Here is a 19,273-nt window from a genome sequence, read left to right as displayed (position 1 = left end):
CCTCCTCCTGTGTACCTCGGCGCCGCCCCTCGGCACGCCTTTTCAGAACCAGCCAACTTCGGACGCGCCGGTAGTACCACGCTCTAGGGAATCGCCGGACTCCATCGCACTGACTTGTTGGCTCGAGAGCGGACGTTAGGTTTCTCGCGTGAAGAGTTTGTCCGCTGTCGTGCTCACCATACTCTGCTCGCTCTTCGCCGTTTCGTGCGTCCTCGACGCCGAACCGACCCCCGACGAATCGACCGGGGAGGCTCAAGAGCAACTCCCCGCCTTCGGAGGCTTCGACGCGAGCGACTTCCCGTTCGTCACCCTCGTGGGGCATCATGGAGGCGGGGCCGGAGGGTGGCAGGAGGCGAAGGCCAACCTACATTTCTGGAGACTCACGTTCCCGCGTCGCCTCAGACGTTGGGACTGCTCCGTCACTGTCGGGATGCCACTCCGGTCCACGTCCATGGGAAAGATTTCATCGAAACGAGCAGCAGCAATGAGCGCGAAGCTGGCGACAGAGGCCATGCGTCCCTTGGACTACAAACGCCCAACAGCAATGTTCTGCAGAGAACTCCGGGAAAAGATGGAAGAACTGTTCGCGCTTCGCTACCCAAAGCTCGGTGCCAGAGTCAAATAATGACCGTGACACGCTCCGATCTGTTTGACGTGATCTACCGCTTTTACCCAAGTGGTATGCCTAGGCACGATCCCGGCTACGACGCTACGGAGGAGCACCGCCGGTTGGTGGACTTCGCAAAACGCGGACGGGCAGAATACGGGACGTGGGAGACGATGCTCCGCCGGTTGGGGGCTCGATACCGCCTGCAAAACGAGTCGCTCCATATCTTGGCAGGGTGGGTCGACCCAGCGTACTCGGCCCACATCATCCTTCCCACGCACTCGCTCGGTTTCCACGTGAGCTTCCTCGGTCCCTACTACGCCGTCCATCGCACGGACGACCCCCACGAGGAGCCGGTGGCGAGCGACATCGCTCAGGAAATCGAGGACACCTATCGCGGCTACCAGCCAATCCCCCCGGAGCTCGGCAATGAGGTTGTTCCTGACGTGGACAAGATATGGAAGGGGACAGCTACGATCTACCTCTGTCTCTTCTCGGTCGTATGGGGGCACCATCCGTTTCATACCAACAGCTGCAGGCCCTGACGGAACCGTCCAGAGCAGCGCGAGCGCGAAGGTGTGTACGCGGCGGAGCGCTGCTGGCACGCGTCCCGGGGTTGCTGGGGCAGCCGCCGGGAGGTGCTGGCAGGGCGACGCGGCGCGGACAGGGGAAAGAGCGCTTCGCCGCCGGCCCGGATGGAGGTAGCGATGACGACGCCCCGGATGCGCGGGGCGATCCCCACCCCCGAGCTCCCGGAGTGAGACCATGCGACGCCCGCTCTATGGCCCGGTCCTCGCGCTTGCGCTGCTGCTGGCGTGTCCGTCGCCTGCCGCGGCAGGGCCGCCGCTGCCGCAGCGCCCCCCGCCGAGCAAGGCGGAGCTCGACTTGCAGCAGCAGGCCGAGCGGCTGGTCGCCGAAGGGCGCATCGCCGACGCGCGTGACGTTCACCTGACGCTGTGGCGCCTCACCGGGAGCGCCTCTGACGCGTTCAACGTGGGGATGCTGTCGTTCAGGCTCCGCGAGTTCGCGACCGCGGCGGAGTTCCTGACGATCTACTTCGACAGGGTCGGTACGCCCGACGCGCCGAAGATCCAGGTTCCGCCCGGCCACAGGGACAAGTACGAGGCCGCGCGGGCGAACTTCGCCGAGGCGCGCCGGCACATCGGCGCGCTCGAGGTGCGCGTGAGCGACCCTGGCGCCGACGTGCTCGTGGACGGGCGCCAGGTGGGCGTCTCTCCGCTCGAGCACCCCGTCTTCGTGGCCCCTGGCCAGCACCAGGTGGCGGCGCAGCTCGGCGGCGCGAAGGTCGGCGATGTCGTCGCTGTCGAGGCGGGCGGGGAGCGGACCGTGCGGCTCATGTTCGTCCCCGCCCAGCCGGCGGCGCCGCCTTTGCGGCCGGTGGCGAGCGGCGGACGCGGCTTGCCGCCGGCGGCGCCGCCGCGTTCCCAGCCCGGCCCCGCGCTGCGCTGGTGGACCACGGGCGCGCTGGCCGCCAGCTCCGCGGCGCTGGGCGTCCTCGGGGGCGTCTCGGTCGTCAGGGCCAACGATGCGGCCGACGACCGGACCAGGGCCCTCCACCATGTTCGATGGGAGAACGCGCACGGCTGCCCCGGCGCCTCCGCCTGCGGCGAGTTCACGGCGGCCGACGGCCGCGCGACGACCTGGACGGCGATCTCCGTCGGCGCCTTCATCGGTGCAGGGCTGGCTGCCGCCGGCGCCGGGGCGGCAGCCTACCTGCTGGCGCCGGACGCGCCGGTCCGGGTCGGGAGCGCTCCCGGGGCGATGGTCTCCGTCTCCTGGTAGGCCGCGGAGCAACGCAGCGCGCCTCGGTACCTCCTCTTCATCACGTTTTCGTGGAAAAAAATCGGCGCTCTACGTAATGGGGTCGTGCTCGGGGTTTCGCCTCCGCGCTCGAAGTCGCGCCCACCCTGTCGGCTCTCGCTCGCCTGCTGCTCTGGTACCCTCCCGCGCATGCGGAAGAAGGCCGGCGCCTGCTGTCTGATGATCGTGGCGATCCCAGCCCTCTGGGGAGCCTGCGCCGGGGAGACGTTCGTCGATGCTCGGCTCAAGCTTCCATGTGACACGACGGACGACTGCCCCAGCGGCGAGTACGAGGATGGAACGGAGTGCATCAACGACTATTGCGAGTGCCCCAACCCCGACGAGGAGGCGTGCTGCGAGCCCGGCGCGGCGTTCAACGAGTGCGAGCGGAAGTGCCGTCCGGCCGCGGAGTGTCACGTGGATCTCTGCACGACGGCGGAGGAGTGCCCAGGCCCGATAGACTCGCGATGCGGTGACGCGCAGTGCGTTGGAGGGGTGTGCCGCCTCAAAATGACCAAGGCGCTCGTTCAGCTCGTTGGCGACTGCAAGAGCAGGATCTGTGATCCGGCGGGCCGCATCGTCTACCAGGACAGTCCTGGAGACGTATTCAACGACGCCAACGAGTGCACCGTCGACACGTGCGTAGGCTCAGAGAACGCGAACATCCCCATCCCCGCAGGACGAGCGCCCGAAAGCGTTTCTTACTGCGACGGAGCAGGAAAGCGCGTGGAGTGCGTCGACGACGAGAGTTGCCTGGACCCGGCGATCTTGTGTTCTCCACGCGGACGCTGTGTTCCGTCAAGCTGCAAGAACGGCGTGAAGGACACCGTTTGGGATGAAACGGCCATCGACTGCGGAGGCCTGTGCGATCCGTGCCCGGTCGGGGTCGCGTGCGAGTCCGACTCCGACTGCGTCGAGCACAAATGCGGAAGCAACAAGAAGTGCACAGCGCCCGAGTGTTACGACGGCATCAAGAACGCCAGTGAAACAGACGTCGACTGCGGCTCGCCGAGCTGCCCGCCGTGCGGTCCTGAGCTGAAGTGCCACGCGCACGACGACTGTGGTAGCGGCGTCTGCACGGACGGGAAGTGTCAGGCACCGTCGTGCAACGACGGCGTCCAGAACGATCGTGAGACCGACATCGACTGCGGCGGCACATGCCCGTCCTGCCCGCTCTACCTCAACACCGGCGCCGACGAGCGTCCCTGAACCGCAGAGACACGGATGAAACTACTTTACTCAGCCTTCGCTGTGGCCGCCGCTGCCGTCTGGTTCGCCTGCTCAGCCGACACACCACCGCCAACAGTCTTCAATCCGTGGGCCCCAAAGCCATGCCAAACCGAGGAAGACTGCCCCGTGCCGCTAACTCACTTGTGCGGCACGCGCTCGTGCGTCGATGGACTCTGCGAGCTGGACATCTATGTCCAGAGCAGGAGCGACCTCCGCGGGGACTGCCGCGTCGACATGTGCGACAGCGCCGGATACGGCGTAGCGAGACCGGAGCTCGAGGACTTCTACGACGACGGCAACCCGTGCACGCGAGACTTCTGCGACCAAAACGAGAACGATGTGATGCGGCGCAACGCCCCACTGGAGGCCGGACCGGTCCCGAACGGCTCCGGGTTCTGCAACGGGAGCGGGGACATAGTCGATTGCCTCAGGGCGGAAGACTGCGAAGATCGATCGCTGATGTGCTCCGAGCATGGCGCCTGCGTCCCGCTCGAATGCACGAACAGGATGCGCGACGAAGCCATCGGGGAGTCGTCCATAGACTGTGGCGGACGATGCGAAGGATGCCCGAAAGACGCGCCTTGCAATACCGGAACAGACTGCCTCACCGGCGTTTGCGGCGAGGACAGGCTCTGCGGGGCCGCGAGCTGCAGAGACGGCATCAAGAACCGCACGGAGACCGACGTCGACTGCGGCGGAACGTACTGTGATCCGTGCGCGGACGAGCAGGGCTGCAAGGGGGGCAACGACTGTGTGAGCAACGTCTGCTTCGCCGGCAAGTGCCAGCCCAGGACGTGCGACGACGGCCTGAGGAACGGCGACGAGGAGGACGTCGACTGCGGCGCGGACTGCCCGCCTTGCCAGTTCTGATGAGGGAGCAGCGGGGTGCCGCCCGGACTCGCCGTGGTCATCGACGCCGGCGCGCTCCAGGGCCGCGAGCGCCGTCAGCGGCAGCACGGGCGCGCGGGGGGGGGGTTCGGGTGGCTCGCCTCTCGACGAGGGGATCATCTCCTCCAGGTAGAAGCACCGCAAGAGCAGGTAGAAGCACCGCAAGAGTCGGCCTCGACACCACGGCCGCGCCGCGGAGCAGGGGACAGAAGAGCCGGCAAAGACACGAGATTCAGCAGCATCACGCACCTCTACGCCTGGCCCTTGCCATGCGCCAAGCCTGGACCAGGCGCAGAGCTGTTGACCCGCCCCACAGCAGCACACTTCCGCCCGGCACGCCGATCGCAACAGCGCCGGCATGCGAGCACTCGACACCATCACCACCGCCATCGTCTGCTGTTCCATTTCCGCGTGCGCGCTGGACCCGACACCGGGATCGGAGGCTGTTCTTGATGATGAGAGCAGTGTCGCAGTTGAACCCATGGAAATTCGAGCCACACGAGGCAGGTGCGAAGATGCGGTAGACGATGGGGCCGACCTCTGGCAGCTCATGTGTGGAGCGGCTGGCTCAACCGAGTACATGACGCGCGGGGACACGATTCTGTGCCTGCGGGAGCACATGCAAGGTCGAGCCGCAGGCCACAACAAGTGTCGTTCCAGCTGCCCTGCTGCATGCCTCGCGCTATCGAGCCGATGGGATCTTTACTGTGAAGAGCGATCGCCCTTCCTCATGAGGAGCATCTGTGAAAAGGCGCGCAACAATGGGCGGGAGAAGTGCTTGAGCTCCTGCTGAGCTCGTACACTTGACACCGCCAACGAGTGCGCTAGCTGGGGCGTCATGCCGGACCCGATCGCAGAACGCACCCTCACGCTAACACTACCGAACGGGAGCCAAGAAAATATCCAGGTACGAGTCTGGGCGCCCGAGTACAGGCCAGCAGCCCTGTGCTGGGAAGCTGACGTAGAGGTCACTGGGGCGGGGGACACCCATAAGTCCCATGGGGCCGGCTTCGATGCATTTCAGGCGCTGTATGGCGCGCTCTACTTGATCCCAACGATGCTATCCAAGTATGAAGCAGTTGGCCGGCTCTCGCGGTTCGAAATGGAGTGTGTCGGGTTCCCCGAGATCGACATTTCGAAGTCGTGAGCCCGTGGCCTCGTCGATGTCGCGACGCGCTCCTCGACCTCCACGGCCCGCTGTTCAGTGGTCGGGGTGTTCGTCCACCGATCGGTCGAAGAGGGCCATGAGCGCCAGGAGCGCCGCGCCGCAGCGGGGCGGCGCCGAGCTCGCTGACAGGGCGCCTCAGATGGGCAACCCACGGCCGCCGGAGAGGGGCCCCGAGCTCGCCCACGGCCGCCTCGATGCCAGGCGCGCCCGCGTCGAATACGAACGATGCGCCGGAGCCCGACGCAGCACTCGATGACATTTGGAGCGAATCGGATATAATATCTGGATTCGAGAACTCAACCACACCAGAGGATCCGCATACGACGCCGGACGCAAGGCCGCGCGGCAGATGCCAGGACGCTTGCACGGCCTTCTGGGAAGTAATCGACAGGTTCTGCCAGCACGTTCCGGCAAGGTGGAAACTTCGGTGTCATGGCGCGAAGGCATCCGGCAACGCGCAATGTCATGCGAAATGCTGATGATGTCGCGGGTACCGGGTTGCAGCCGAAGGAAAGCCTGGTGCTATGATGCCATCATGGACATCATCGGCGAACGGAAACTGGCATTTTTGCCAGCAGAAGAAGCGGAGCAGGAACGGGAAATTTTGCTTCGCGTCGGCCGACCCCGACAACGGCCGGATAACGATTGGGAGGTCGACATCGACATCATCGACCCAGAAAAAGAATGGAAATTGCCGCCAGTATGGGGACACGATGGATTTGGCGCCATCATCTCCGGAATAATCGGGCTTTCTAAATACATCGCGTGGTACACGATGAGAGGGCGCCTGACCTTGCCAGTCCACGGAGATGATTTGTTCCCGGAATGGGCGCTTTTAGCGGATACCAGCACGCCACCGGACACTGCCGACTGAGTCGGCGGCAGGCGGAGAGTGAGGCACCTGGGGCCTCGATCCCGTCGCTCTACGACCGCAAAACCCGAGCTAGCAGCACAGGTCCAGGACCCTCTACGCCGCCGTACACTCCGCCATCACGCGGTGTCGGTGATCATCGCGCGCCGGCGTCGACGTCCTGGGACGAGCTCGTCGAGCGCGCTGGCTCGAGGTCCTGGGGGTCTAGCGCGACGCCGGCGCGCTCCCGAGCGCGCCGTTGTCCACCTCGACGCCGCGGGATACCGAGCGAGCCTCAAGGCCCACGCTTCCTTCGTGCCCGTTCCTTGAGAACCTCGGCCACTATCTCGCCCATGCGCTCCGTTTCATCATCTACGAGCTTTTCTAGTCTGCGCTGAAACCAGAGACCAAACGGGCTATCTATAGGAAGCGGCAGTCCGATGTCTCCTGGCTCCTGCTCCATCCAAGTAATCGGCAGCCCGCATTTGTCCAGCGCGTGCCGCGTGTACCGCATGGCACTTTGGATTGCCTGGACGGCGTCGATCCCTTCGACATACTGGATGTCCGACTCTAGCCCCTCAAGAAAGACAGGGCACGTCCACGATCCACTGGGCGACGCCGGCTGTATTGGTTCACCGATCTTTAGAACGATCTCGCGACCTGGTTCACCTGCGACGCTATACCGACGAACAGCTATGACCTTGTATTTTTGTCGAGCCATCTACGCAGGATAGCTAAAACTCGTAGATGCACCAGTTGATCCACTTGATGGGCCTGTCGAAGCGATGCGACCAGCAACGCCCCCGTTGGTCACTTTCCTTGAGCGAGCGACAGAACGCCTCCTTGACCTTCACCCTGTCCGCGGCGATGGCAACGCACAGGGTAAGCTCGAAGGTACCTCGCGGGTCGGCCTCGTCCGCTCCATCGTTTGCCGTAGCAACGCTCGGTTCCTCGCTCGTGTCGTCGGCCGCGTCCTCCCTCAACTCACCTACGCAGGATGGGAGCGAGAGCAGGGCAAGACTGGCGAACAAATACTTGCCGATCATGGCTGCTCCTGCTGCGACATCAGCGCCACCCGACGTGTGCCGCTGATGCTCATTGAAAGCACCATGGTTGCCGGTGCCGGCACGTCCGTTGGCAGCGATACGCCCCCGGGTCCGAGTATTCGTCAACCGATCGGTCGATGAGCACCACAAGGCCAGGAGCGCAGCGCCGCAGCGGAGCGGCGCCGAGTTCGCTGACAGGACGCCCAAGATGGGCAACCCACGGCCCCCGGAGGAAGGACCCGGAGCTCGCCCACGGCCGCCTCCGCCGCCCAGCCCCCTCCCGCCCTACGCCCGCCGCCGCCCCCAGAGCGCCATCGCCCCGAGCAGCGCCGCCCCCAGCGCCGCGCCCTCGCCGCCCCCGCGCTGCGGGTCGCCCGCGGTCGCGCAGGCGCAGCCGCCGCCTGGACGGAGGAGGACCGGAGGCTGCTGCGCCCCCTCGCACAGGTCCACGGTGAGCGGGCGCGGCGCGCGCCGCCCGCTGCCCTGATCGAGCGGCGTCTCGAGGTTGCCGGTGTTCCGGTTGTCGTGGTGGAAGCTCTCCCAGGCGATGACCGCGTCCGTCGTCGCCTCGGTGCGCCAGGCGAAGAGCCAGCCGTCGCGGGTGCCCACGACGACCTCGAGCTTCCCGTCGCCGTCGAGGTCGCCCACGGCGGGCGTCGTCGCGATCGACTGGCCTGTGTGCTTCGGGAACCCGCGCGGCTGCCGGCCGCACCCGTCGAAGGCGTGCAGGAAATAGCCGCTCGATCCCGTCAGCACCTCGGGATAGTCGTCGCCGTTCAGATCGACCACCGCCTGGCTGTTCCCGAGCGTGTGATCCTCGAGGACGAACGGCGCGCGCGGCAGCATCGCGCCCGACCTGCCGCTCCAGACCGCGAGCAGGTGAGGCCCCGGCTGCTCCGCGCCGCGCGCGCCCGCCAGGGCCAGCGCGGCCGCCTCCGAGGAGCCGGCGGCGATGACGTCGGGCGTGCCGTCCTGATCGACGTCGCCGAGCGCGGGATGCGAGAGCAGCGGGAGCATCGTCCGCGCGCCCGCGGCGGGCGAGAGCGGGCCGAACGTCGGGTCGAGCCCGGCCTGCGAGCCCCCCCGCGCCGGCGGCAGCGCGCCCGCCGGGGTCGCGAGGAGCGCGTCCTGCGCGCCGGGCGAAGCCGGGAGCACGAGCGGCGCGGCGCCGTTGCCCTGGACGACGCCGGCCAGCGCGCCGTCGAACCGCCCGACGACGCCCGAGGCCGTGATCCCCTGCGCAACGAGCGGGGCGAGCGAGAGCGACGGCATCGTGACAGGCCAGCCCGCGAGCACCGGCCCGGAGGTCGCCGCCGTGCCGCGCGCGTCGAGCACGTAGACCGCCCCGGCCTCGCCGTCGTCGCCGAGCCGCTCGCTCGACCCGACGAGCAGGTCGGGGAGGCCGTCGCCGTTGAAGTCGGCGACGGCCGGCGTCGCGAGCAGGCGGCTCCGCGCCGGCTCGGCGGCCAGCGGTCCCGTGTAGTGCACCTCCACGGGCCAGCCGCGCAGCGCGCGGCCGTTCGCGTCGAACGCATGGACCTTGCCGTCGAAGGCCGCCTGGATCACGTCGAGCCGGCCGTCGCCGTCGAGGTCGGCGATGACCGGCGAGGCGGAGGCCCCCCGCGCGATCCGCGCCCCCTCCGACATGCACGGCGCGCTCGCCGGCGCGCCGGGAGCGAGCGGGCACGAGGGGATCTCGGGCAGGCGTACCGGCCACCCGTCCCGGAGGAGGCCGTTCGCGCCGACCACGTAGATCGTGCCCGGCCAGGTGGAGACCGCGATCTCCTGCGCGCCGTCGCTGTCGAGATCCGCGATCGCGGGCGCGCCCAGGATCGGCTCGCGGCCGAGCTCCCAGGCCACCTCGCCGTACGCGCGGGCGCTCCGGTAGACGGGCGTGGCCCGCGACGGCGCGGGATCGAGCAGGCCGTCGGCGTGCCGCGTCTGGAACGGGAACCCCGGCAGCGGCTCGGGTCCCTTCGGCGTCATCCTCAGCACGTGCAGCTCGCCGCCGGCCGTGGGGTAGATGAGCTCGCGGGCCCCGTCGCCGTCGAGGTCCGCGAGCTTCGGGCTGCCCTCGCCGCTGTCGCCGATGAAGCGGGGGAACCCCTGGACCAGCGTCGGATCGCTGGCGACGTAGTACGTGCGCCGCGCCTCGCTCTCCACGTTGCCGGTGGCCCCGCCGTAGTGGGCGACCGCGTGGATGCGCACCGTGATCGCGCGATCGTTCTCGCCGTGGGGGCTGTCGGCGTCGCGGGCGTGGGACGTGTCGATGGTGCGCACGTCGAGCGAGGCGATCGGGCCCTGGCCGCCGATGGTGACCGTCGGCGCGACGTTCACCTCCCGGTGGATCACCTTGAAGTCCGCGGCGAGCGGCTGCACGCCCGGCGCCCACGCGACCGAGTAGTCGTACGCCGTCGCCCGCTTCGCCGAGACAGTGCCCTCGATCGGCACCGGCACCTGGACCTGATCCTTGTAGAGGACCTCGAACCACCGCGGCGACGTGAGGTCGATCGCGGGCGGCACGCGCCCGTCGTGGAGCGCCTCGACGGCGCGGTTCGCGTTGACGCGGCCGTGGCCGAACCGCTGATCGAACCCGGGCTGCGACGAGCGGTACGGCGACCCCGGCTCGCGCGACTCCGGCACGGCGATGTCGTCGGCGCTCGCGATGAGCAGGCCCCGCACCTCCCCGGGGGACAGGGTCACGCCGCGCTCCAGGGCGGCGGAGTACAGGAGCCCCGCGATGCCGGAGAGCTCGGCGGTCGCGTCGCTGGCGCAGCCGGCGCTCGACACGGCGAGCAGGTTGTTGCCGCCGAAGCTCGAGCACGGCGAGGCGTCGAGGAACGAGGTCGACGTCGTAACGCTCTGGCCGTCGTAGCGGACGGCGCTCACGGGCAGCGCGTGGTTGCTCGTCGCGGGCGCGCTGTGGTGGCGCGAGCCCTCGTTGCCGATCGACGCGACGACGAGCGTCCCCTTGGCGTAGGCGTGGTCGAGCGCCTCCTGGAGGAAGGCGGTGCTGTCGACGGCGGTCACAGGGCACTGCACGACGTCGGCCCGGAGGTCGGCCGCGTAGAGGAGCGCCTTCGCGAGGTCCTGCGCGTCGGCGACGTGGCTGTCGCCGACGCGCAGCGGGACGACCCTGCATCGCGGGCAGACGCCCGCGCCGCCCAGCTGGTTGTTCGTCTGCGCCGCCGAGGTCTTCGCCCCCGCGGTGCCGTGGCCGTTCCGGGTGTCGTCGAACGGATCGTTGTCGTTCTTGAAGAAGTCCCAGCCCGCGATGTCGTCGACGTAGCCGTTCTGATCGTCGTCGACCCCGTCCGAGAAGTGCAGGATGAGGTCGCCGGCGTCGAGCCGGCCGTTCCCGTTCCGGTCGCCCTGCGGCCGCCCTTCCGACGCCGCGGGCGTGAGCCAGGATGTGTTCTTGTAGTCCGAGGCGGACAGGACCCCGTCGCCGTTGCAGTCGAAGCCGGCGAGCTCGCCGTCGCCCGCGCACGGCGCGCCGTCCGCGTGCAGCGGCTGGTAGGACGCGAGCTCGCCCCGGTTGATCCACACCTTCTCGAGGAGATCTTCCTCGCCCCAGAGGATCCCGGAGTCGGTGACGGCGATCCTGACGCGCGGGTCTCCCTGGGTGAGCCGCCACGCGAGATCGATCGCCATGCCGGCGGCGGTCTCCTCCGGGCGCGGGCGGACGCCCTCGCTCGGGGCCGGGATGAAGGAGTAGAAGCTCCACTGCCCGCTCTGCGTGGCCGAGGTGCCGTACTCGGGATCGCTCGGCCAGCTCTCCGGATCGGCCATGTCCGCTGCGCTGGCCGAGGGGGGCGGCGGCCAGCCGCCGGACGCATCGGAGGGAACGAGCGCGCCCGCCGCGGCGCCGCCGAGCGCCCCCAGAAAAGCAAGCGAGGAAAAGCGAATGCAGCGCATATGCCGGGACCCTACCATCGGTCCATGCGCGCGAGGCAACCGGCGCCAGCCGCAGGAAACGGCGCTTTCCCCGCGCCCGCGCCCGGTTCGCGGAGGCCTGCGCGCCGCGGGGGACCGGGCGCGGCGGCGGCGCTCAGGGCGAGGGCGTGCAGGCCTCGGGGGTGGGGTGCTGGGCGCAGTACGCCGGGTCGTCCGGCGGACCGATGCGGAGCACCATGTCCTGCGACGCGAGGCGCGGTCGCGCGCCGCATGCGTTGGTGGACGCGCTCTCCGACGGCGCGCACACGCCGGCCTCGTTGGGCACGGTCCAGGCCTGGCCGGTGCCGTAGATGAGGTTGAGCGCGTAGCGCCCCTCGGGCAGGCAGCCGTAGACGACCTCGATCGCGCGCCCGAACTGCCGCGTGAGCGCCTCCTCGACGTCGCGGACGTCCCATGCGTCGGCGTCCTCGTCATCCGGCTCGGGGAGGATGGCGTTGCCCTCCGTGTCCGTCGCGTGGCTGATCACGAGGACGCCCTTCGGCTCGGTCGGGTGCATGCAGAGCGCAGCGGGCCGGACGCCGACGAGCACGCTCTCGCGCGGCTCGTCCAGCGGCTCCGCGCCGAGCGTGGCGGTGGTCGCGAGGTCGTCGTAGATCGTGAGCCCCTGGAGGAGCACCGCGGGCGCGGCCTGGCTGACCAGCGGGTCGTCGTCGTCGAGCTTGGCGAACACCGAGATCGGGAAGAGCGCCGGGATCAGGGCCGAGTCGGGGACGTGGTCGTCGGCGTCGATCGCTCCGTCGCGGTTCACGTCCTGGCGCGCGTACGTGAGGGTCGGCGCGGGCTCGCCGCCCACCGGCAGCGAGATCGGGGGCTTCGCCGCGCTCGCGACCTCTCGGCCCGGCACCCCCGCGGCGAGCCGCAGGCGCAGGAGCGACGCCTCGGTGCCGACGGGATCGACAAGGGTGAACGTCTCCAGCTGGAAGTCGGAAGCCATGACCACCTCGCTCGAGCTCTGGCGGACGCCGGAGGCTGGCGCGAGGACCTCGGCGACGTGGAAGATCGGCCGCTCCAGCGGGAGCGGGAGGCCGAGGGTGACCGCGATGCCGCTGACGCGCGCGCCCGTCGCGGGGATCGGGGCGGCGAGCGTGATCTCGCGGTACCGCGGGGCGGCGCCGCCGAGCACCTCGGTCGCGTTCTCGATCGCGCCGCCGGCCACGTCACCCTGGCTCGGCAGGTTGGCGATGCTGAAGGTCGGGTCGAAATCGCCGTCGTGGTCGTAGAAGCCGCGGATCTGGTAGGTGCCGGCGGGCAGCGGCGACAGCCTCCAGGTGGCGCTCACGGTCACGGGCGGATCGTCCGGCTCGGGGCAGCGGAGCACGCCGTCGCTCGTGAGATCGAGCGCGGCGCCCAGGCCCCCGAACAGCTCGTCACCGGGGATCACGTCGATGCTCGCGGCCGAGGTGCCGAGCCCCTCCGGCGGCGGCAGGAGGCGCGTGTCGAAGCCGAGCACGACAGCGGCGCCGACGACGCGGCCGTCCTTCGTGCAAGGCCGGGGGCCGGCGTACGTCACCGTGCCGTCGAGCACCCCGGCGGGGCCGCTGTGGTCCGGCAGCGGGATGAAGACGTCCACCGCCTCGCAGCCCGGGAGGGCCGCGAGGAGTGCGCCGAGCAGGAAGAGACCGGTGCGGGGGGTGGGTCCGAGCATGGGGGTGCCTAGAGCGAGTACCTGAGGAATCCCATGAAGCGCCGGCCGATGCGGTTGCCGAACGGGTGCATCTGCAGCGGCTGATCGCCGAGCCCGTCGAGCGCGTTGAAGACGGTCGCGGAGATCTCGGCGCGGTTGTTCAGGAAGCGGTAGCCGAGGCGCGCGTTGAGCAGCGTGTACGCGGGCAGCTCGTAGATGTGCGTGGCGATGGCCGTCCCCGCCGGGACCTGCTCGGCCCACTTCTGCTCGGACTGGTAGTGGAACGTGACCTCGCCGTCGACGCCGACCGGGGTGCGGACCTGGACCCCCGCGTTCACCTTGTGCTGGCTTGTGCGCCCGTCCTTGAGGGCGTTGCACCCGGCCGGGAGCTCCTGCTCCGACAGGTTGAGCGCATAGTTGGCGAAGACGTCGAGCCCCTCGGCGGGGTAGACGCGGCCGCCGAGCTCGCCGCCGACCCCGTGGTAGATGTCGCACTGGTTCTCGAAGCCGCCGAGGCCAGAGGTGTAGCGCCCCGTCTCCGGGTTCAGCCCCCCGAACCCCTGGGCGCGCTGCGAGAGCGTCGTGCGCTGCGGCTCGGCGAGCACGATGAGGTCGCTCACGCGGTTGTAGTACGCGGTGAGCTCGAACTCGAAGTGGTCGCTCTGCTGGTTCAGGTAGCTCGCCTCGGCGGTGATGATCTGCTCGGGGTCGATGATGACGCCGGACCTGACCGGCGGCCGCGTGGTCGAGAGGAACTCGAGGCCGGGCATCGCGAGCTGGATCGGCAGGTCGACGTAGGCCTCGAGCGACGTGGGCGAGCGGAACGCGGTCGAGCCGGAGACGCGGATCGCCTGGCGCGGGGTCGGCTTGACGATGACGGAGCCGCGCGGCGACGGGATGAGCCGCTCCAGGTAAGGCACGTAGTCGAGCCTGCCGGAGGCGACCAGCGTGACGCGCTCTCCGAGCTTCATCGAGTCCTGGAGGAACACCGAGCCGTGGTGCTCGATCGGCATGTCGTCGTCGAGGTAGCTCCAGTCGGTCGCCTTGAGCCGGTAGCCGAGGCCGATGTGGAAGTCGTGCACGACGGGCGCGGGCGCCCGGAGCGTCTTCACGAACTCGAGCTCGGCGTTCACGATGTGCTGCCGCGGCCGCCCCGCGTACAGGGGGTGCCCGAGGTACGCGGCGTTGAGCTGCGAGTACCCGTCGATGTGCGAGTAGTACGTCCGCGCGTTGACGTTCTCGCTGCGGTACGCGACCGAGGCGTCCGTGTTGGCGGCCTCCAGGTTGTAGTCGTTGAACGGGCCGATGCCGTAGACGTCGAGCTCGCTCCGGGAATAGCCGGCGCCCACCGCGAGCTCGCGCTGCGGCCCGAGCCGCTGCGTGGCCCGGAGGTCGATGCGCACGCTCTGCGCGCCGAGATCCTGGCTCTGGCCGCTGGTCTCGAGGTCGATCCGGTCGTCCGCGACCTCGCGCGTCCACCGCGGGTAGCGCGTGTAGCCCGCCGACAGGCGGTACGCGAAGTCCCCCTCGCGCGCCGAGGTCCACACCGAGCCGTAGCCCTGCTGGTGATCGCCGTAGCCCGCGCGGAAGCCGCTCTTCCCGACGCCGGGCTCGATCGTGATGATGTTGACGATGCCGGCGAACGCGTCGGCGCCGTAGAGCGCCGAGCCCGGGCCGCGCACCACCTCGATGCGCTCGATCTGATCCACGTCGATCGAGAGCGCCTCCCAGAAGGTCGAGCCGAGCACGTCGTTCTTGACCGTGCGCCCGTTCACGAGGACGAGGAGCTTGTTGGCGAGGCGGCTGTTGAAGCCGCGCATCGAGACGTTCTCGTCGCCGCCCGTGATCTGCATGACGTCCATGCCGGCGACGCGCCGGAGCAGCTCCGGGATGCGGGTCATCCCGGAGAGCCGGATGTCCTGGCGGGTGACGATGGTCGTCGAGTTCGGGGAGTCGAGCGGGCTCTGGGCGCCGCGCGACGCGGTGATGACGGTCTCCTGGTAGACGTCCTCGGTGCGGGCCGCGCCGACGAGCCCCGCGGCGTCGACGGGGGCCGCGCTCGATGTCGGCGCCGGGACCGCGGCGCTCGCGGGCGCGCCCTCGGCGGTGGGCTGGGCGGGCGCGTTGCCGGGGGCGCCCTGCTGCGGCCCGGGCGGCTGCGGCTCGGGCGCCGGCGGCTGCTTCGGCTCCGGGGCCGCCGCGGCGCGCTGCGCGGCGAGGCGCTGCTCCAGCTGCTCCATGATCCGCGTCGCCAGCTCCCTGTCCGGGGGGTCGCTCGCGATGTACTCGCGGTACGCGGCGATCGCCTGCTCGATGTGGCCGGCCTCGGCGTGCGCGCGCGCGATGTTGAAGACGACGTTCGGGTGCGGGAGGATCTCGTTGGCCTTCTGGAGCTGGCGGATGCCCTCGTCGAACTGCTTCTGGGCGATGAGGTCCATGCCCGCCCGGAAGTGGAGGCGCGCCTCGGTGCGGGCGTCGGCGAGCGCGCCTCGCGCGGCGGTCATCGCGCCGAGGGCGACGGCGCAGGCGAAGAGCCTCCGCCCGAGCGCGGCCCCGCCGCGCGGCCGCGCTGCGCGGGCGTCGTTCGTCGGGGCGGCGCCGCGGAGGCCGCGCGAGCAGGAATCGGAAGACGACATGCGTTCGCCCTGTCCTCATCGGGGCCGGGGGCGCGACCGCGAGCCTCCGGCGACAAAGGCCGGGTCGCGACGGCGATCCCGGCGAGAGCTCGGGAGCGCGGACGGCGCCGCTCTCCACATCACACCGAACACTTCATCGACGCGAGGAGCGCCCGCCACGCCCCTCGCGCGAAGCCACCGCGGTCATGGTAAGAGGTCCCAACCGCGAAGGCGCGGCGATTCTAACAGAGCGGCCGGCGCGCGTCCGCGCGCTCGTCAGTACGGGTTGCTCTTGTACGGCTCGGCCTTCTGGACGTTCGCCCGGGGCTTGCTCGGCGTCCCCGGCGCCGGGATGGGGGCCGGATCGAGCTTCGCGCGCACCTTCTCCTCGGCGCCGGAGACGCGCACGATCGCGGGCTTGTAGCCCTGCTTCTCGAACACGAGCTCGTGCTCGGACGCGAGCGCGGCCGCCCTCCCGCGCCAGATGATCTCGCACGGCGTCTCGGTGCAGAGCTCCTTGTTGCCTTCCCTGACCGCCGCTCCGGGCGGCGTGCTCTCGACCTGGAGCGGGCGCGCCGCGGGCGCGTTCGCCGCGGGCGCGTTCGCCTCCGGGGCCGTCTCGGCGGCCGGCGCGCTCCCTGCGCCCGGTTCGGGCGCCGCCGCGCTCGTCTCTACCGCCGGCGCGCGGGTCGTCATGACGGCGGCGACGCCGACCACGGCCGCGAGGGCCGCGGCGATCGCCCAGGGGACGACCTTCCGACCCGGGCTCGCGCCGGGCTGGGTCGACGCGAGGCCCTCCGCGTGCGGCGCCGGGCGCGGCCCCATCGAGTCGGTGATCGACGGGGCGACGAAGAGGGGCGCCGCCGGCGGCTTCAGCGCGCTGTCGGTGGCGAGGGGGCCTGTATAGGTCACGGGCGAGCTCGTGGGCGGTGACGAGCTCGGCGTGGAGAGGCCCGGGAGCTCGCCCATCGTCGAGTACGACGGAGCCGACGGATACGAGGGGATCGACGGATACGACGAGGCCGACGGATACGAGGGGGCCGACGCGCGGTAGCTCGCCGCGCCCGGCAGCAGGAGCGCGGTCTCGCCCGTGTCTCGCGTGGAGATGCCCCCCGCGGCGAACTTGAGCGCGGTCACGAGCTCGTTCATCGAGGAGAAGCGCTGCGCCGGGTCCTTCTCCAGGCAGCGGTAGACGATCCCCTCCATCGTCTGAGAGATGGAGAGCGTCGGGTTGTGCACCTGCATGGGCGGGACCGGGTCGTGGACGTGCGACATGAGCGTCCCGACGCTCGCGCCCTTGTCGAAGGGCACCTGTCCCGACAGCATCTCGTACATCATCACGCCGAGCGCGTAGATATCGGTGCGCGCGGACACGTCGCAGCCGGCGATCTGCTCGGGCGCCATGTACTTGGGCGAGCCCATGAACAGGCCCTGTTGCGTCAGGTCCTCGCCGCTCTGGGTGTCCTTGACCAGCCCGAAATCGAGCACCTTCACGTGGTCCTGCTCGTCTTCGTGGTCGACGAGCAGCACGTTGCCCGGCTTGAGATCGCGGTGCACGACGCCGATCGCGTGCGCCTCGCGGAGCGACCGGCAGATCTGGCGGGCGATGTGCGCGGCGCGCGCCTCGAGGAACGGCCCTTCCTCGCGGAGCACGCGGTGGAGGGTCTTCCCCTCGATGTACTCCATCGCGATGTAGTAGATATCGTCGTCGCTATGACCGTAGTCGAACACGGTGACCGTGTTCGGGTGCGAGAGCTTCGCCGCGGTCGACGCCTCGAGGAAGAAGCGCCTGTGGAACTCGGGATCGTGGTCGCCCTCGTACTTGGGGCTCAGCACCTTGAGCGCGCAGATGCGGCCGAGCGGCGCTTGTTCGGCCCTGTACACCTTGCCCATGCCGCCGCGGGCGATGACGCTGACAACCTTGAAGCGGCCGTTGATGACACGCCCTAGCAGCGGATCCGGCGCGGCAGACCTCGATGTCCTCGAGCTGCCGTTTACCTCTCGCTGTCGGCCATCAGGCATGTCGTGCCTCTCCTCGGGCAGCGTGAGGAGGTGAAGATTGGACACACAGCAGCCGCCTCGGGAGCAGTGTGACTGAGGCGACTCTGACGTGTCAATCTGCAGTGCCACGATACACGCAGGAAATGCGCGACGTGTGGTGCGCTGCCGTCCGGACGGTCGGTGAGCCGCGGTGCGGCGGCTCCCCGGCGCGGTGATCGCGCCGGTGAGCCGCCGGTGGTGGCTCAGCGTCGGACGGCGACAGCGAACAGGAACCCGCCGCTCGGCAGGGGGCCGCCGATCCAGAGGCGGTTCGCCTCGTCGGCGAGGAGCGAGAGCGACGTGCCCGCCGTCGCGAGCTCGAGGAGCGGGGCCGGGGAGCCGTCGGCGCGCACGCGACCGCCGTCGTCGCTGAAGGCGACGGCGACCGGCGCGAGCGCCTCGTAGGTCGCGGGGTCGCTCGGCTGGAAGACGAGGAGGCCCGGCGCGCCCTGCTCGGGCGCGAGGGCTGCCAGGCTCATGCCGCTGCCCGGGAGCGAGAAGAGGACGTCGCCCTCCGCAGGCCCGGCGCCCCGCGCGATCGCGCTGGCCGCGAAGCCGCGCGCCTGCTGCGTTCCGTCTGCAGACGGGAGCACGGCGAACACGTTGCCGCGGAGGTCGGCGGCGACGGGGCCGGAGCTGTCGCCCCACGCCCCGACGGCGGCGGGCTCCGCGCAGCTCGCGTCGCCCTCCGGCACGAGCCGCGCGTCCTGCCCCGCCGCGCCGCAGCGGTCGGCTGCATAGAGGCCGTTCGGGCCCGCGGCGGGATCGCCGAGCGGCGAGAGCCCGGTGTGGAGCAGGCGCCCCTCGACGGCGGCGGCCGCGAAGAAGCCGTTCACCTCGTAGCGCTTCGCCACCGCGCGGTCCTCGATCAGGACCAGCTCCCCGCGCGTGTCGGGGAACGCGCGGGTCCACGAGATCGCCGTCCAGCCGAGGAAGGGCAGGTCCACGGCCTGTCCGCCGAGGAAGGCGCCGTCGGGGATGCCGACGTCGACGGTCGTCCGCGCCACGGCGAGCGCCCCGTCCGCTCCGTCCGGCGGCGTGAGCCGCACGATCTCGACGGCGCCCTCGGCGTCGGTCCGCGCGAGCATCGGTCCGCCGTGGCGTCCCCACGTCACCGAGGCGAAGCCGAGCTCCTCGTCCGTCCTGTAGACGGCGACGGCGCACCACGCGGGGTCGACAAGCGAGAAGAGCGCGTCGTGGGATCGCGCGTCGAGGCACCCGGCGCCGTCCGCGCCGCCGCTCCCGCCCGACGTCGCTCCGGCGCTCCCGTCCGTGTCGTCGCCGCAGCCCAGCGCGAGCGCCGCCGCCGCGCAGAGCGCCGCCGCGGCGAGGCGCGCTCTTCCCTGTCGGATCCAGCCGTCCCAGCGCATCGATGCCTCCGAGGATCCGCGGCGCTGCGGTCCGGTGATCGCGTCCGTCCCGGGCTC

14 protein-coding genes are annotated in these 19,273 nt (G+C 70.1%); 7 read left to right on the top strand and 7 right to left on the bottom strand.

The window, feature by feature from the left end:
- Positions 1-148 precede the first annotated feature (148 nt).
- The 7 genes from WMF28_RS28895 (at position 149) to WMF28_RS28865 (ending at position 6,588) form a co-directional block, all read left to right on the top strand.
- Positions 149-625: a hypothetical protein gene (locus tag WMF28_RS28895; protein ID WP_437596553.1), complete on the top strand. Its 477-nt coding sequence runs from the start codon at positions 149-151 to the stop codon at positions 623-625.
- On the top strand, positions 625-1,152 hold the full coding sequence (locus WMF28_RS28890) for a hypothetical protein (protein WP_437596552.1): 528 nt from the start codon (positions 625-627) through the stop codon (positions 1,150-1,152). Before WMF28_RS28895 ends, WMF28_RS28890 begins: the two co-directional genes overlap by 1 nt.
- Before the next feature lie 220 nt (positions 1,153-1,372).
- A complete protein-coding gene (locus WMF28_RS28885) occupies positions 1,373-2,410 on the top strand; it encodes a hypothetical protein (protein ID WP_437596551.1) in 1,038 nt (345 codons plus the stop codon).
- Positions 2,411-2,578: 168 nt separating this feature from the next.
- The gene (locus WMF28_RS28880) at positions 2,579-3,637 is read left to right on the top strand and encodes a hypothetical protein (RefSeq protein WP_437596550.1); all 1,059 of its coding nucleotides are present in this window, start codon (positions 2,579-2,581) and stop codon (positions 3,635-3,637) included.
- Between the two features lie 147 nt (positions 3,638-3,784).
- Entirely contained in the window at positions 3,785-4,528 is a 744-nt protein-coding gene (locus WMF28_RS28875; protein ID WP_437596549.1) for a hypothetical protein, read from the top strand.
- Positions 4,529-5,384: 856 nt separating this feature from the next.
- Positions 5,385-5,693 (top strand): DUF6968 family protein, encoded by a 309-nt coding sequence (locus WMF28_RS28870; RefSeq protein ID WP_437596548.1) that lies wholly within the window; start codon positions 5,385-5,387, stop codon positions 5,691-5,693.
- 556 nt (positions 5,694-6,249) lie between these two features.
- A complete protein-coding gene (locus WMF28_RS28865; RefSeq protein ID WP_437596547.1) occupies positions 6,250-6,588 on the top strand; it encodes a hypothetical protein in 339 nt (112 codons plus the stop codon).
- Between the two features lie 271 nt (positions 6,589-6,859).
- Here the strand turns inward: WMF28_RS28865 and WMF28_RS28860 are convergent, their stop codons facing one another.
- From WMF28_RS28860 to WMF28_RS28830, 7 genes are all read right to left on the bottom strand, one after another.
- Positions 6,860-7,285: a DUF6968 family protein gene (locus tag WMF28_RS28860; protein ID WP_437596546.1), complete on the bottom strand. Its 426-nt coding sequence runs from the start codon at positions 7,283-7,285 to the stop codon at positions 6,860-6,862.
- 13 nt (positions 7,286-7,298) lie between these two features.
- Complete coding sequence (locus WMF28_RS28855) at positions 7,299-7,610, bottom strand: hypothetical protein (RefSeq protein ID WP_437596545.1); 312 nt, start codon at positions 7,608-7,610, stop codon at positions 7,299-7,301.
- A 285-nt stretch (positions 7,611-7,895) separates the two neighbouring features.
- Positions 7,896-11,528, bottom strand: a complete 3,633-nt coding sequence (locus WMF28_RS28850) for a S8 family serine peptidase (RefSeq protein ID WP_437596544.1) — start codon at positions 11,526-11,528, stop codon at positions 7,896-7,898.
- Positions 11,529-11,661: 133 nt separating this feature from the next.
- Complete coding sequence (locus tag WMF28_RS28845) at positions 11,662-13,212, bottom strand: hypothetical protein (protein WP_437596543.1); 1,551 nt, start codon at positions 13,210-13,212, stop codon at positions 11,662-11,664.
- Between the two features lie 8 nt (positions 13,213-13,220).
- Positions 13,221-15,827 (bottom strand): TonB-dependent receptor domain-containing protein, encoded by a 2,607-nt coding sequence (locus tag WMF28_RS28840; protein ID WP_437596542.1) that lies wholly within the window; start codon positions 15,825-15,827, stop codon positions 13,221-13,223.
- Positions 15,828-16,082: 255 nt separating this feature from the next.
- Positions 16,083-17,828, bottom strand: coding sequence for a serine/threonine protein kinase (locus WMF28_RS28835; protein ID WP_437596541.1), 1,746 nt, complete (start codon positions 17,826-17,828; stop codon positions 16,083-16,085).
- A 221-nt stretch (positions 17,829-18,049) separates the two neighbouring features.
- Positions 18,050-19,216 carry a hypothetical protein gene (locus WMF28_RS28830; RefSeq protein ID WP_437596540.1) on the bottom strand — a complete coding sequence of 389 codons (1,167 nt, stop codon included), beginning with the start codon at positions 19,214-19,216 and terminating at the stop codon, positions 18,050-18,052.
- Positions 19,217-19,273: the final 57 nt, after the last annotated feature.

Origin of the sequence: Sorangium sp. So ce590 (genome assembly GCF_051521365.1) — a bacterium.
GTDB lineage: Bacteria > Myxococcota_A > Polyangia > Polyangiales > Polyangiaceae > Sorangium.
Note: the sequence above shows the minus strand (reverse complement) of the source record. Positions and strands in the feature narration are given on the sequence as shown.